The following is a 14,582-nucleotide window of genomic DNA, read 5'->3' as shown; positions in this document are numbered from 1 at the left end:
TATGAGCCGATTGAACACGGTCAATATCCGGCCCGGTGTAAACGTCCTTTCGGTGCTCCCGCACCTTAACTATAAGGCGTGGTACGCCTTGGCCGAGTTCGTTGATAACTCGATCCAGAGCAGTATCTCGCGCCGAAAGGACTTGGAGGCCGCCTCGGGCGGTTCCTACGTTCTGCGGGTCGATATCACCTTCGATGCGGACGACAGCCGGATCGTGATTTTCGACAACGCTGCCGGAATTGCCTCATCCGACTATCAGCGCGCCTTCCGGCCTGCCGAAATCCCGCCCGATGCAACGGGCCTGTCCGAGTTCGGCATGGGGATGAAGAGCGCGGCATGCTGGTTCGCGCCGAAATGGAGCGTCCGCTCCAGCGCGCTTGGCGAAAGAGACGAGCGCACTGTCTTCTTCGATATCGAACGCATCGTCCATGACAGCATCGAAGAGTTAAATGTCGTCACTTCGGTTGCGTCCGAGGACAAGCACTATACGGAAATCCGGCTGGAGGACATTCGTCGCTTTCCGAAAGGCCGGACCATCGGCAAGATCAAGGAGCATTTGGCCAGCATCTATCGCATCTTCCTGCGCTCCGGCGCGCTGGAGCTCTGCGTTGACGGTGAGCGACTGACATTTGAGGAACCCAAAATACTGGTAGCACCCTATTTTGAGGAACCATACAAGCCGACCGGCCCAAAAATCTCTTGGCGTCGGGAAATTGACATTGATCTTGGCCCAGGCAAATCAGCGACTGGATTTGTTGCGATCCGTGAAAAGGCAGATACTCGGCTTGCTGGACTCGCATTATTTCGACGGCAGCGACTTGTATTCGGCAGCGCTGATGAACCGTACCGACCGCCAGATATCTTCAAACGATCCAATAGCTATGAGTCACAGAGAGTATTTGGGGAGATACACCTCAAGGGATTCAATGTCTCACACACCAAGGACGGAGTCCAATGGGGCGAGGCAGAAGACGAATTCCTTAAGAAACTGCACAAAATCCTTAGATCAGACGACCTGCCCATTATACGACAAACGAATAACTATCGCGCATTGGACGATGCTCGAAACGCGCGTAAGGTTGCCCGCAGTGCAGCGCCCGCCGTGGCCAAGCAGTTCGATCACAGAGCCTTGATTACATCGCAACCGGCGTTTCCCAGCGTTGTATCACCGAGCCCTGAGCCATCGCCGGACGAGAACCTTCCCGATGTTGGGGAGCAACTCGACGCGGTTGCGGAAGGGGAGCGCGATGATTTTCAGTTTGAGTTTTTGTTCCGGGGGACGCCTTGGATCGTGAAGCTCGAATTGTCCTATGCCGACCGGGAAAGCGATTGGCTTTCCATCCAGAGCAGACCAGCCATCACGGACCCTGATCCGCGTGAAGTGCTGATCCGCGTGGCCATGCTGCATCCATTTATGGCGCAGTTTCCCAATCTCGACTCGGAGGGCTTCGCGGCAGTCCTGAATATTGCTGCCACCATGGCGCTGTCAGAAGTCATCGCCACGGAGCTTGCCTCGCATCACCCCAAAGCAATCCGGCAATACAGCAATGAAATCCTCAAGAACCTTGTGACGAGGGCTGTCCCCGATGAGTGACGAAGGCATTATCCAGATTCACGAGCGCCAGACGTCCGGCAAGTGGAACCCGGCGCAAGGTCCGGCCCTGACGCGCCTTCTTCAGTCAAACACATCGCTTTCCGAGACTGAGAAGACCCGGCTTGTGTCGGAAACCTTATCGATCATGCGCCAATGCGCTGATCCAAAGAATCCGGGGGATCACAACACCGGGCTGATCATCGGCTATGTTCAGAGCGGCAAGACGCTCTCTTTTACCAGCTTGTCCGCGCTCGCTCACGACAATGACTACCAGATTGTCCTGCTTCTTGCTGGAACGACCAATAACCTGGTCGAGCAATCCTTCGAGCGTCTCAGGAAGGACTTGGAGGTCGAAAAGAACCGGAACTGGAAGCTGTTTTCGACCAGAGACAAAGGCTTCCAGGGTGCCGAGGTCGAACGGGTCAAGAGCGAGCTCGCGAAATGGCGCAAAGGGAGCACCCGCTCGCGCACCGTGCTGATCGTTTCCATGAAGGAGCATCGCCATCTCAATCATCTGGCCACGTTGCTCGCCGGGGTTGATCTGACGAACGTGCCCACGCTTATCATCGATGATGAAGGCGACCAGGCGGGGATGAACACCAAAGCCCTGCAACAGGAAGAAAGCACGACCTACGCGCGGATCACCGCGTTGCGCTCTCTCTTCCCGCATCACAGCTATCTTCTCTACACCGCCACGCCGCAAGCGCCGCTTCTGATCAGCCGCATCGACACACTCTCGCCGGACTTCGGCGCAGTGCTGACTCCCGGCGACGCCTATGTCGGCGGCAAAGAGTTCTTTGTGGACGGGCCGGACAAATACATCGAACTCATCCCGCAAACCGATGTGCCGGACCGGGACGATCCGCCCGCGAGCCCACCTGCCAGCATGCTGGAGGCCTTGAAAGACTTCTTCGTCGGCGTGGCAATTGGCCTGCGTGAAGAAGATGACCAGGGCGGCGGCAATCGCTCCATGATGATCCACCCGGCCATCCCCAAGGCGGATCATCTCATGTTTGCGAGATGGGCGCGGAACACGCGCGATGAATGGGCGGCCATTTTGGACGACCCGGATCATCACGGCCATGACGACTTGCTGGCGGGTTTTCGCGCTGCCTTCGAGCGGTTGAGCGAGACCTACGCCGTCAACTACGGCTTTGATCAGATCGAGGCGCTGCTCTTCGATGCTGTGTCGGAAACCGCCATCGCCGAGCTCAACACGCGCGAGAAGACCAAGATTCCCTCCATCGATTGGAAGGGTGACTATAGCTGGATACTTGTCGGCGGGATTGGCCTAGACCGTGGCTTTACCGTGGAAGGCCTGACGGTCTCCTACATGCCAAGGTCCATCGGGATCGGAAACGCCGACAATATACAGCAGCGCGCGCGCTTCTTCGGCTACAAGAAGCGCTATCTTGGCCTCTGCCGCATCTATCTCACGACAGAAAACATCGAAGCTTTCCAAGACTATGTGTCCCACGAGGAATCAGTTCGCTCATCGATTTCCAAGCACATCAAGGATGGTGGCGGCCTGAAAGACTGGCGGCGCACCTGGTTCCTCAGCCAGAGGCTGCAACCGACACGGCGCTCTGTCATCTTGCTCGACATGTACCAGTCGCGGGGGCGTGAAGGGTGGATTTACCCCGACTATCCCTATGAGGATACCGGCTTCGTCGCCGACAACCGCGAAGCGGTGAACCAATTGCTCGGCGCGTTCGACTTCTGGGAATACAAGCAAGACGGCTGGAACCAGCAGCAGACCATTCCGGCGTTCAGCGACGACATATCGCTCAGCGAGATAATCCCCTTCATCGGGCAAATACGCTACAAGAACCCCAGCGATAGCTTGCAACACTCAGCCATCATGGTTGGCCTCGAAAAGCTGGCCAGCGAAGACCCTGAGATGCGGTGCAGCGTCTTTGCCTTTTCCGGCCCTTGGTCGGGCGTGGAAGCGCGCCGTAGTCTCGATACCAAAGACCCGCCCAAGATCAGAAACCTCTTTCAGGGTAGCAACGCGCGCACCAACTATCCCGGTGCGCGCCAAATCCGGGCCGATGATACGATCACCTTCCAGATACATCGCTACCACCTAGAGAACGCCGCCAAGAACCGCGTGCTCCTGGAAGACTTGCCCGTGCTCGCCGTGCACATTCCCGAGCATCTGGCAGAGCGTGTTTGGGTGGAACGAGAGGACGATGCTGTTTGAGGCGTATCAGGAGCTTGCCCGCCGGTTCCCGGATGCTTGCCAGCATCTCTTCGGGAGCAAGATCGATAGTGCCCAAGGGCTTTGGCTTTCACTGGATGCGCAAGGGCAGCCTTATTTGCTCTTCGAGATGGCCGAGGATGATGGCCAGCCTGATCTGAAGCTAAAATCCGTCGAGGTTCGCTTCGCGTGCCCCTGCGATATTCAGCTTCAGGATGGAAGCGCTCTTTCCGGCATCTACACGCTGGTTTCTCTTGCCAATGACGATCCCGACATTATCCGCGTCTTCCTTCGCCTCTTGGAAGAAGCGTTCCTGGTTCCCGGCGCGGATCACTCAGCAGCAGCGGTACGGGACCAAATCCTGTCGATTGCAGACCTCTTCACGCGGCTGAACGATGATCTGAAAGACGTGGTTGGCCTCTGGGGTGAGTTGCACATCATCCGCACCGCTCAAGATATGGGCGCAGCAGCAAGGGCGTGGTCATCGTCCGCCCGTGCCCGGTACGACTTCATGACCGAACGCTTTGCGCTGGAGGTGAAGACGACTCTGAAGTCTCTCCGGCAGCATCGCTTTTCGCTTGAGCAGCTTCGCCCCAATGCGGACATCCGGGTCTATGTCGCTTCTATCTTGCTGACCGAGTTGCCCGGGGGCGAAGCGGCGTGCGAGTTAATCGATGAAATCTACGCTGCGATGGACGATCCTAACAGCCGCGCCAGTTTCTTTCGCCAGTGTCTGCGCAAAGGCGGCGCGGATGTCTATGGATCAGAGTTGCGACTGAGCACATTGCCAGACGGCGCATCCATCGCGATCTTTGACGCTGGCACTTTGCCTGTACCATCCGTTGACGGCGCGGACCCAATCTCCAACGTGCGCTTTGACCTTCAACTTGAAGGGACGGAGATGCTCGCGTCGGATGACCGACGGAGCGTCTTGAGTTTTTCAACTCTCGACAACTGATAACTCGGTTTCAACTTACCCTTTCCCCTGTCTTTGCACGCCACAGCCCTACGCCCCTTGAAGACCTGTTGAGCGCAGCCGGTTTCCGGTTTTCTTGATGGACCCGATCCAGGGCCGCCCGTTGGGGGCCACTCACGGAACGGGGACAACATGGCAGAGGCAACTCGGAAACCGGAAGTGATGGCCCGCGGCGCGCGGATGTTGCGCACGGCACTTGGACCCGCCATCGCCGGGTTTCTGGAAGACCCGATGACCGTCGAGGTCATGCTCAATCCCGACGGGCGGCTCTGGATCGACCGGCTCTCCGAGGGGCTCTCCGATACCGGGGCCACGCTCTCGCCCGCCGATGGCGAGCGGATCGTGCGGCTCGTCGCCCATCACGTCGGGGCCGAGGTGCATGCCGCGCGGCCGCGCGTGTCGGCCGAATTGCCAGAGACCGGCGAGCGTTTCGAGGGGCTCCTGCCGCCCGTGGTCACCGCGCCTTGTTTTGCGATCCGCAAGCCCGCCGTCGCGGTCTTCACGCTCGCCGATTACGTCGCGTCCGGGATCATGACCGAGACTCAGGCGGCGCTGTTGCGGGATGGCGTTGCCGAACGCGCCAATATCCTCGTGGCGGGCGGCACCTCCACCGGTAAAACGACGCTGACCAATGCGCTCCTGGCGGAAGTGGCCGGATCGTCGGACCGCGTCGTCATCATCGAGGACACGCGCGAGCTACAATGCGCCGCGCCGAACTTGGTCGCCCTGCGCACCAAGGACGGGGTAGCCTCGCTTTCCGATCTCGTCCGCTCTTCGCTCCGCCTGCGCCCCGACCGCATTCCCATCGGCGAGGTGCGCGGGGCCGAGGCGCTGGACCTGTTGAAGGCCTGGGGGACCGGTCATCCGGGCGGGATCGGGACCATCCATGCGGGCTCTGCCCTGGGGGCGCTGCGCCGGATGGAGCAGCTCATCCAGGAGGCGGTGGTCACCGTGCCGCGCGCCCTCATCGCTGAAACCATCGATCTCATCGCCGTCCTCTCCGGGCGTGGGGCCAACCGGCACCTCGCCGAGCTTGCCCGCGTCGAGGGGCTGGGACCGGACGGCGACTACCGCATCACCCCGGCGGCGCGGCCGACCGGGACGGAAACCACGACAGGAGACCCGTCATGACCCGACCCCTTCACCGGCTGTGCGCACAGGCTTCGCATGCCATTGCTTACACCACTGTCACCCTGATGCTGGCCGGACCCGCCCGGGCGGCGGGCTCTTCCATGCCCTGGGAGGCGCCGCTGCAATCGATCCTCGAGTCGATCGAGGGGCCGGTCGCCAAGATTATCGCGGTGATCATCATCATCGTCACCGGGCTGACGTTGGCCTTCGGGGACACCTCCGGGGGCTTTCGCCGCCTCATCCAGATCGTCTTCGGCATCTCCATCGCCTTCGCGGCCAGTTCCTTCTTCCTGAGCTTCTTCAGCTTCGGCGGCGGGGCGCTGATCTGATGGTGACGACCGGTTCACCGCAGGGGAACGCGGCTTTCCAGTGGAAAGCCGCGAGGGAGGAACGCCATGAGCGGTAGCGAATGGCCAGGTTTCGAGCAGCTGGCGGACGTACCGGGCTTCACCCTCCCGGTGCATCGCGCGCTCACCGAGCCGATCCTGTTGGCCGGTGTACCGCGGGCCTTCGCGATCCTGAACGGCACGCTGGCCGGGGCCATCGGGCTCGGGCTGCAGCTCTGGGTCGCGGGCATCGTCATCGGCATTCTGGGCCATGTGGTGGCGGTCTGGGCCGCGCGGCGCGATCCGCTTTTTGTCGAGGTCGGACGCCGGCATCTGCGCCTTCCCGGTCATCTCGAGGTCTGAGGGCAGCGCCATGATGAACCTCGCGGAATATCGCCGGAAAGGAACGCGGCTGGCGGATTACCTGCCTTGGGCGGCGCTGGTCGCACCCGGCGTGGTGCTGAACAAGGATGGCAGCCTGCAGCGCTCGGCCCGGTTCCGCGGCCCCGATCTCGACAGCGCGGTCGCCGCCGAACTCGTGGCCGTGGCGGGACGCATCAACAACGCCTTTCGCCGTCTCGGCTCCGGCTGGGCGATCTTCGTGGAGGCGCAGCGCGTGGCGGCGGCCGATTATCCCGACAGCCGCTTTCCCGATCCGGCCTCGGCGCTGCTCGATGCCGAGCGTCGCGCAGGGTTCGCCGAGCAGGGGGCGCATTTCCAGTCGGAGTATCTCCTGACCTTCCTCTACCTGCCGCCCGCCGAGGAGGCCGCGCGGGCCGAGACCTGGCTCTACGAAGGCCGCGACAAGACCGGCGTGGATGCGGGCGAGGTGCTGCGTGGCTTCATCGACCGGACCGACCGGGTGCTGGCGCTCTTCGACGGCATCATGCCCGAATGCCGCTGGATGAGTGACAGCGAGACGCTGACCTATCTGCATTCCACCATCTCGACTCAAGCCCACCGCGTCCGCGTGCCGGATACCCCGGCCTATCTCGACGCGCTTCTGGCCGATCAGCCGCTGACCGGCGGGCTCGAACCTCGGCTGGGGGACGCCCATTTGCGCGTTCTCACCCTCTCGGGCTTTCCGACCGCCACCACGCCCGGGATCCTCGACGATCTCAACCGGCTGGCCTTTCCCTATCGCTGGGCGACGCGCGCGATCCTGATGGACAAGGGGGAGGCGGCGCGGATGGTCGCCCGCATCCGCCGTCAATGGTTCGCCAAGCGCAAATCCATCGCCGCGATCCTGAAAGAGGTCATGACCAACGAGCAATCGGCGTTGGTCGACACGGACGCCGCCAACAAGGCCGCCGATGCCGATATGGCCCTGCAGGAGCTCGGTGCCGATATCGCAGGCGAGGCCTATGTCACGGCGACCCTCATCGTCTGGGACGAAGACCCGCGCCGCGCCGACGAGAAACTGCGCCTGGTCGAGAAGGTGGTGCAGGGGCGGGACTTCACCGCCATGGTCGAGACGATCAATGCCGTCGATGCCTGGCTCGGCTCGCTGCCGGGGCAGGCTTACGCCAATGTCCGCCAGCCGCCGATCTCCACCCTCAACCTCGCCCATATGATCCCACTCTCCGCCGTCTGGGCAGGGGAGGAGCGGGATACACATTTCGACGGACCGCCGCTGCTCTACGGCAAGACCGAGGGCGCGACGCCCTTCCGGCTGTCGCTCCATGTGGGCGATGTCGGCCATACGCTGGTCGTGGGTCCCACCGGGGCGGGCAAATCCGTGCTGCTCGCGCTCATGGCGCTGCAATTCCGCCGCTACCCGGGCGCACAGGTTTTCGCCTTTGATTTCGGGGGCTCGATCCGTGCCGCCACGCTCGCCATGGGCGGCGATTGGCATGATCTGGGCGGCGAGCTGACCGAAGGCGCGGAGGCGACGGTTTTCCTCCAGCCGCTGGCCCGCATCGACGATCCCGCCGAACGCAGCTGGGCCGCGGGCTGGATCGGGGCGATCCTCGCCCGCGAAGGCATCGCGATCACGCCGGAGGTGAAGGAGCATCTCTGGTCCGCCCTGACCTCGCTGGCCTCAGCCCCGGTCGGCGAACGCACGATCACCGGTCTTGCGGTCCTGCTGCAATCTTCCGACCTGAAACAGGCCCTGCGGCCCTATTGCCTCGGCGGCGCCCATGGGCGGCTGCTCGATGCCGAGACCGAAGAGCTTGGTGCCGCCTCGGTGCAGGCCTTCGAGATCGAGGGGCTGGTCGGCACCGCCGCGGCGCCCGCGGTCCTCTCCTATCTCTTCCACCGGATCGGCGACCGGCTCGACGGGCGACCAACGCTCCTGATCATCGACGAGGGTTGGCTCGCGCTTGATGACGAGGGCTTTGCGGGCCAGCTCCGCGAATGGCTGAAGACGCTGAGGAAGAAAAACGCCTCGGTCATCTTCGCGACCCAGTCGCTCTCCGATATCGACGCCTCCCCCATCGCGCCCGCCATCATCGAAAGCTGCCCGACCCGGCTGCTCCTCCCCAACGAACGGGCCATCGAGCCCCAGATCACCGCGATCTACCGCCGTTTCGGCCTCAACGACCGGCAGATTGAGATCCTCGCCCGCGCCACCCCGAAGCGGGACTACTATTGCCAGTCGCGGCGCGGCAACCGGCTTTTCGAGCTGGGCCTCTCCGAGGTGGGTCTCGCGTTCTGCGCCGCCTCGTCCAAATCCGACCAGACGCGGATTTCCGACATCTTCGCGGAACACGGGCGGGACGGGTTTCTCGCGGCCTGGCTGGACGCCCGAGGTGTCGGGTGGGCCGCCGAGCTGATCCCGGACCTCACCAATCTCGCGTCGGAGCCCGACGCCTCGGACGCACTGATCCCACAAGCCCCCGAACCCGCAAAGGAGACCATCCCATGACCCAAGTCCCCCATCGCCTGTCCCGTCTCGCCAGCGCCTCTGCGCTCGCCCTGACGCTCGCAGCCCCCATCGGCCTTTCGCCGATCTTCGCGACGCCCGCCCAGGCCTTCCTCTTCGGCGGGGGCGGGCGCATCGTCTACGACCCGCGCAATCACGCCGAGAACATCCTCTCCGCCGCCCGGGCGCTGGAGCAGATCAACAACCAGATCACCCAGCTGCAGAACGAGGCGCAGATGCTGATGAACCAGGCCCGCAACCTCGCGAGCCTGCCGCATTCCTCGCTGCAGGCGCTGCAGCAGAATGTCGACCGGACCCGGCAGCTCCTGTCCCAGGCGCAGAACATCGCCTTCGATGTCGCCCAGATCGACCAGGTCTTCCAGCAGGACTATGCCAATATCCCGATGGCGGCACCCGAGGCGCAGCTTCTGGCCGATGCCCGGTCCCGCTGGGAAAACACCGTCGGCGGGCTGCAGGACGCGCTCCGCGTCCAGGCCGGCGTCGTCGGCAATCTCGACGGCCAGCGCGCCGAGCTCTCCGCCCTTGTCGGCGAAAGCCAATCCGCCGTCGGCGCCCTGCAGGCGACCCAGGCGGGCAACCAGCTCCTGGCGCTGCAATCCCAGCAGATCGCCGATCTGATCGCCGTCGTCGCCGCCAATGGCCGCGCTTCGGCGCTGGTCGAGGCCGAGCGGTCCGCCGCGGCCGAACAGGGCCGGGTCCAGCGCGAGCGGTTCCTCACGCCGGGCGCGGGCTATCAGCCCGGCAACGCCCAAATGTTCAACAACTGAGGGGAGCAGACCCATGGAGGGATCGGTCCTCGCCCGCATCGCCGCCATCGTCTTCGTCGCCATCGCGATCACCGCGGCACTGGTGGAGATGGGCCGGGACGAAGCGGGGCAGGCGGCGCGTCCGGCACCGCTGGTCGCGCCGGAGGTCGATCCGCTCCGGGCAGAACAACGGCGCTGCCAGGAACTAGGCGAGGCCGCGGTCTCCGATCCCGACTGCCTCGCCGTCTGGGCCGAAACCCGCGACCGCTTTCTCGGGCGCGACCGGGCCGGAGGCGAGTGAGCCATGGGCGGCACCGGCGTCATCGACACCTTCCTCGGGGTCTTCACCTCCTATATCGACAGCGGTTTCGGGCTTCTGGGCGGCGAGGTCGCCTTCATCGCCAGCACGCTGATCGTGATCGACGTGACGCTGGCGGCCCTCTTCTGGGCCTGGGGTGCGGATGACGACATCATTGCCCGCCTCGTGAAAAAGACCCTTTTCGTGGGCGTCTTCGCCTGGCTCATCTCGAACTGGAACAGCCTCGCCGCCATCGTCTTCGACAGTTTCGCGGGGCTGGGGCTGCTGGCCTCCGGCACCGGCTTCTCGCCCGCCGATCTTCTGCGTCCCGGCCGGGTGGCGCAGACCGGCCTCGATGCCGGGCGACCCCTTTTGGACTCCACCGCCGATCTCATGGGCTTCGTCGCCTTCTTCGAGAACTTCATCCAGATCGCCTGCCTGCTCTTTGCCTGGGCGCTGGTGCTCTTGGCCTTCTTCCTGCTCGCCGTGCAGCTTTTCGTGACGCTGATCGAGTTCAAGCTGACGACGCTCGCGGGCTTCGTGCTGATCCCCTTCGGCCTTTTCGGCAAGACCGCCTTCATGGCCGAGCGGGTGCTGGGCAATGTCGTTTCCTCGGGCATCAAGGTGCTGGTTCTCGCGGTGATCATCGGGATCGGCTCGACGCTCTTCGGCCAGTTCACCGCCGGGTTCGGGGGCGTGACCCCCACCATCGACGAGGCCATGGCGATCGTGCTGGCCGCGCTCTCGCTCCTCGGTCTCGGCATCTTCGGCCCGGGAATCGCCACCGGCCTGGTCTCCGGTGGCCCGCAACTGGGCGCAGGCGCCGCCGTCGGCACCGGGCTTGCCGTGGGCGGCGCTACCGTCGCGGCGGGCGGCGGGGCCCTGCTCGGCGCCCGCGGGGCCGGGGCGCTCGCCTCGGGTGGGGCCGCCGCCACGCGCGGCGCAGCCTCGGCAACGGGAGCCGCCTCGACCGCCTACAGCCTCGGGGCGATGGGCCGGACCGGCGCCGCCGGTGTTACCTCCGGTTTGGGAGGTGTCGCGCGCTCTGCAGGCTCTGCCGCAGTCTCCCCTCTAGGCAAGGCCGCGGCGTCAGCCACGGAAAGCCTGCGGACAAGCCATGCCGAAGGCGCGCGTGCCGGGTTCGCCGCCACGGGCAGCACCTCATCCTCAGGCGCGATTGCCGGTGCTGCCAATCTAGCTGCCGCCGGACCTGTAGGCGGCCCGCCCGCCTGGGCGCGCTCCATGCGCCGCAATCAGGCGATGAGTCACGGCGTTTCCGCCGCCACCCATGCGCTGCGCGCCGGGGACAGCCCCGGCTCCGGCGCCTCCGTTTCCCTATCCGAAAGCGACCGCCCATGAGCCTCTTCAAACGCGCCGCCGCGCATTACGGCAAGACCCCGGAACCCGACACCCCTTACCAGAAGGCCGCCCAGGTCTGGGATGAGCGCATCGGCGCGGCCCGCGTGCAGGCGAAGAACTGGCGCCTCATGGCCTTCGGCTGCCTGATCCTCGTGGGCGGCTTCGCGGCGGCCCTTGTCTGGCAATCGGCGCGTGGCACTGTGATGCCCTACGTCGTCGAGATCGATCGCCACGGCGAGGCGCGCGCCGTCGAGGCGGCCAGCGCCGGGTATCGACCGAGCGATCCGCAGATCGCCTGGCATCTCGCCCGCTTCATCGAGGAGGTCCGGGGCCTGCCCGCCGATCCCATCGTCGTCCGGCAGAACTGGCTCCGCGCCTATGAGTTCACCACCGACCGTGGCGCGCTGGCGCTGAACGATCATGCCCGTGCCAACGATCCCTTCACGCGGGTGGGCGAGGACCAGGTCTCGGTCGAGGTCTCGAGCGTGATCCGCGCCTCGCCGGAAAGCTTCCGGGTGGCCTGGTCCGAGCGGCACTACGAGAACGGTCAGCTCGCCCGCACCGAACGCTGGACCGCGATCCTGACGATCGTGATCGACCCGCCGCGCACGGCGGAGCGCCTGCGGGCAAACCCCCTCGGAATTTACGTGAACGCGATCAACTGGTCGCGGGAGATGAGCCAATGACCCGACCGATCCTGCCCACCGTTCTTCTGGCAACCACGCTTCTGGCAGGCTGCGCCAGTGACCGCCCGCCCGCATTTGCCTATGACGACGCGGTGCCGCCCTTGCCATCGCCGCCCGCCACGGCTCCCGATGACCGACCGCGCCCGCTCCATGTCCCGCCCGCCTGGACCCCGAGCCGGGGCGGAGAGGCCGCCGCCACACCCATCGCCCAGGTTGGCAATGCGAATGCGGCCGCGCGTGTCGAGCCGCGCCAGGCCGGGTATTTCAACGCGATCCAGATCTACCCCTGGTCAGAAGGTGCGCTCTATCAGGTCTATGCCGCCCCGGGTCAGATCACGACCATCGCGCTAGAACCCGGCGAACGCCTCGCGGGCACCGGCCCGATCGCGGCGGGCGACACGGCGCGCTGGATCATCGGCGACACCGAGAGCGGCGCGGGGCGCGACACCCGCGTCCTCGTCCTCGTGAAACCCACCCGGCCCGATATCCGCACCAACCTCGTGATCTCGACCGACCGGCGCACCTATCTGATCGAGCTCAACGCCAGCGAAGAGACCTGGATGCCGGCCATCTCCTGGGCCTATCCGCGCGCGCCCGAGACACCGCGCGCCGCTCCGACCACACCCCGAATCCCGCCCGCAAACGCCCGCAATCACCGCTACGGGCTGCAGGGTGACAGCCCGCCCTGGCGGCCGGTCTCGGTCTTCGATGACGGGCGCCGGGTCTATGTGGTCTTCCCGCGCGGCATCGCTCAGGGCGAGATGCCACCGCTCTTCGTGCTGGGCTCTGATGGGGAGCTGGAGATCGTGAACTCCCGCATCCACGGCAACGTTCTCATCGTCGACCGGCTCTTCGGCGCAGCCGAGCTGCGCCTCGGACGCGGTCCCCGGCAGGAGGTGGTGCGGATCCTGCGGATCGAGCCGCATACCGAGGCGTCAGTGGGGCGGCAGAACGCGGGGCAGGGGACATGAGCGAGACATCGACAGACACCGCCGCCGCCATGCGCCTGCGCGCCGATTCCCCTCGGGTGACGCGGATTTCTCGAAAGGTGATTGTCGGCCTTGGCGTCATTGCGGGGCTCGGCATCGGCGCCGCGCTGATCTACGGGCTGCAACGTCCGGACCGGACTGCGGCCCCGGAAGAGCTGATCACCACCGACCGCCGCCAGCCCGCCGATGGCCTCCGCGATCTGCCCGGCAGCTATGACGCAATCCCGCGGCTCGGGCCGCCCCTGCCGGGCGATCTCGGCGGCGGTATCCTCGACGCGCAGCAACGCGGCCAGCCCATCGCGGCTCCAAGCCTCGCGCCCCCGACGATGGACCCGGCGGATCAGCAGCGGCTTGCGGAACTGGAGGCCGCCCGCGTCAGCGATCTCTTCTTCCAGACGCGCCCCGGGGCGCCCGCGTCCACCGGGTTCCAGATGCCGCCTGCGGCACCGGGGAGCGGTTTGGCCACGACCCCAGAAACCGATCCACGTCAGGCCTTCCTGACCGCGCCGACCGACCGCCGAACGGTCGCACCCGACCGCGTTCAACCTCCGGCCTCGCCATATCTCCTGCAGGCCGGCTCCGTCATCCCGGCCGCGCTGATCACCGGCATTCGCTCCGATCTGCCGGGCCAGATCACCGCGCAGGTCACCCAGAACGTCTATGACAGCCCCACGGGAAGCCTGCTCCTGATCCCGCAAGGAACCCGACTGATCGGCGCATATGACGACAGCGTCACCATCGGCCAGCGTCGCGTGCTCCTGGTCTGGACCCGGCTGATCTTCCCCGATGGGCGCTCTCTTGTCCTCGAACGGCAGCCCGGCGCAGATGCCGCGGGCTATGCCGGTCTCGAGGACCGCGTCGACAATCACTGGGCCAGCATCCTGCACGCCGCGGGACTTTCCACCTTGCTGGCCGTCGGGGCGGAGCTTTCCCTCGACGAGGAAGACCGCCTTGCCCGCGCGCTCCGCGACGGGGCCCTCGACACGATCAACGAGGCCGGTCAGCGCATCGTTCAACGTCAGCTGGAGGTCCCGCCGACCCTCAACATTCGCCCGGGTTTCCCCGTCCGCGTGATCGTGACGCGCGATCTCGTCTTCGCGCCGTTCGGAGGCTGACATGACCAAGCTGAAACTCGGACCGATCCCGGACGACAAGCCGGTGAAGCTGACCGTGGAACTGCCAGCTGATCTCCATCGCGACCTGATCGCCTATGGGGAAATCCTCGGGCGCGAAGCAGGGCAGGGACCAATCGAACCGAAGAAGCTGGTGGTTCCCATGCTCGAGCGCTTCATCGCAACGGATCGCGGATTTGCGAAGGCGCGGCGCGGGGGAGGTCAGGACCGAAACCGAGCCAAAGAACACCCTCCTTGATTGCTTCGGCCGCAATTAG

14 protein-coding genes are annotated in these 14,582 nt (G+C 65.0%); all 14 read left to right on the top strand.

What is annotated here, in order from left to right; genetic code table 11:
• The first annotated feature begins 1 nt into the window (after position 1).
• Positions 2 to 1,594, top strand: a complete 1,593-nt coding sequence (locus ACN0WV_RS03130) for an ATP-binding protein (RefSeq protein ID WP_417603768.1) — start codon at positions 2 to 4, stop codon at positions 1,592 to 1,594.
• Positions 1,587 to 3,797 carry a Z1 domain-containing protein gene (locus ACN0WV_RS03125; RefSeq protein ID WP_259913552.1) on the top strand — a complete coding sequence of 737 codons (2,211 nt, stop codon included), beginning with the start codon at positions 1,587 to 1,589 and terminating at the stop codon, positions 3,795 to 3,797. The genes ACN0WV_RS03130 and ACN0WV_RS03125 overlap by 8 nt, the downstream gene beginning before the upstream one ends.
• Positions 3,787 to 4,752 carry a PD-(D/E)XK motif protein gene (locus ACN0WV_RS03120; RefSeq protein WP_417603766.1) on the top strand — a complete coding sequence of 322 codons (966 nt, stop codon included), beginning with the start codon at positions 3,787 to 3,789 and terminating at the stop codon, positions 4,750 to 4,752. The genes ACN0WV_RS03125 and ACN0WV_RS03120 overlap by 11 nt, the downstream gene beginning before the upstream one ends.
• Positions 4,753 to 4,950: 198 nt before the next feature.
• Positions 4,951 to 5,901, top strand: coding sequence for a P-type conjugative transfer ATPase TrbB (trbB, locus tag ACN0WV_RS03115; protein ID WP_471869400.1), 951 nt, complete (start codon positions 4,951 to 4,953; stop codon positions 5,899 to 5,901).
• Positions 5,898 to 6,230: a TrbC/VirB2 family type IV secretion system protein gene (locus ACN0WV_RS03110; protein WP_417603762.1), complete on the top strand. Its 333-nt coding sequence runs from the start codon at positions 5,898 to 5,900 to the stop codon at positions 6,228 to 6,230. Before trbB ends, ACN0WV_RS03110 begins: the two co-directional genes overlap by 4 nt.
• 66 nt (positions 6,231 to 6,296) lie before the next feature.
• Complete coding sequence (locus ACN0WV_RS03105) at positions 6,297 to 6,590, top strand: VirB3 family type IV secretion system protein (protein WP_417603760.1); 294 nt, start codon at positions 6,297 to 6,299, stop codon at positions 6,588 to 6,590.
• Positions 6,591 to 6,600: 10 nt separating this feature from the next.
• Positions 6,601 to 9,096 (top strand): conjugal transfer protein TrbE, encoded by a 2,496-nt coding sequence (gene trbE, locus ACN0WV_RS03100; RefSeq protein ID WP_417603758.1) that lies wholly within the window; start codon positions 6,601 to 6,603, stop codon positions 9,094 to 9,096.
• A complete protein-coding gene (trbJ, locus tag ACN0WV_RS03095; RefSeq protein WP_417603756.1) occupies positions 9,093 to 9,881 on the top strand; it encodes a P-type conjugative transfer protein TrbJ in 789 nt (262 codons plus the stop codon). The genes trbE and trbJ overlap by 4 nt, the downstream gene beginning before the upstream one ends.
• A gap of 13 nt (positions 9,882 to 9,894) precedes the next feature.
• Positions 9,895 to 10,161, top strand: coding sequence for a putative entry exclusion protein TrbK-alt (trbK-alt, locus tag ACN0WV_RS03090; RefSeq protein ID WP_417603754.1), 267 nt, complete (start codon positions 9,895 to 9,897; stop codon positions 10,159 to 10,161).
• 3 nt (positions 10,162 to 10,164) lie between these two features.
• Positions 10,165 to 11,517, top strand: a complete 1,353-nt coding sequence (gene trbL, locus ACN0WV_RS03085; protein WP_417603752.1) for a P-type conjugative transfer protein TrbL — start codon at positions 10,165 to 10,167, stop codon at positions 11,515 to 11,517.
• Complete coding sequence (gene trbF, locus ACN0WV_RS03080) at positions 11,514 to 12,203, top strand: conjugal transfer protein TrbF (protein WP_417603750.1); 690 nt, start codon at positions 11,514 to 11,516, stop codon at positions 12,201 to 12,203. Before trbL ends, trbF begins: the two co-directional genes overlap by 4 nt.
• Positions 12,200 to 13,174, top strand: a complete 975-nt coding sequence (trbG, locus tag ACN0WV_RS03075; protein ID WP_417603748.1) for a P-type conjugative transfer protein TrbG — start codon at positions 12,200 to 12,202, stop codon at positions 13,172 to 13,174. Before trbF ends, trbG begins: the two co-directional genes overlap by 4 nt.
• A complete protein-coding gene (locus ACN0WV_RS03070; protein WP_417603746.1) occupies positions 13,171 to 14,307 on the top strand; it encodes a TraB/TrbI/VirB10 family type IV secretion system protein in 1,137 nt (378 codons plus the stop codon). Before trbG ends, ACN0WV_RS03070 begins: the two co-directional genes overlap by 4 nt.
• A gap of 1 nt (position 14,308) precedes the next feature.
• Positions 14,309 to 14,563, top strand: coding sequence for a DUF2274 domain-containing protein (locus ACN0WV_RS03065; RefSeq protein ID WP_417603744.1), 255 nt, complete (start codon positions 14,309 to 14,311; stop codon positions 14,561 to 14,563).
• Positions 14,564 to 14,582: the final 19 nt, after the last annotated feature.

Source organism: Primorskyibacter flagellatus (assembly GCF_048268605.1).
Taxonomy (GTDB): Bacteria; Pseudomonadota; Alphaproteobacteria; order Rhodobacterales; family Rhodobacteraceae; genus Primorskyibacter; species Primorskyibacter flagellatus.
The sequence above is the reverse complement of the archived record's forward strand: the minus strand, read 5'-3'. Positions and strand labels throughout refer to the sequence as shown.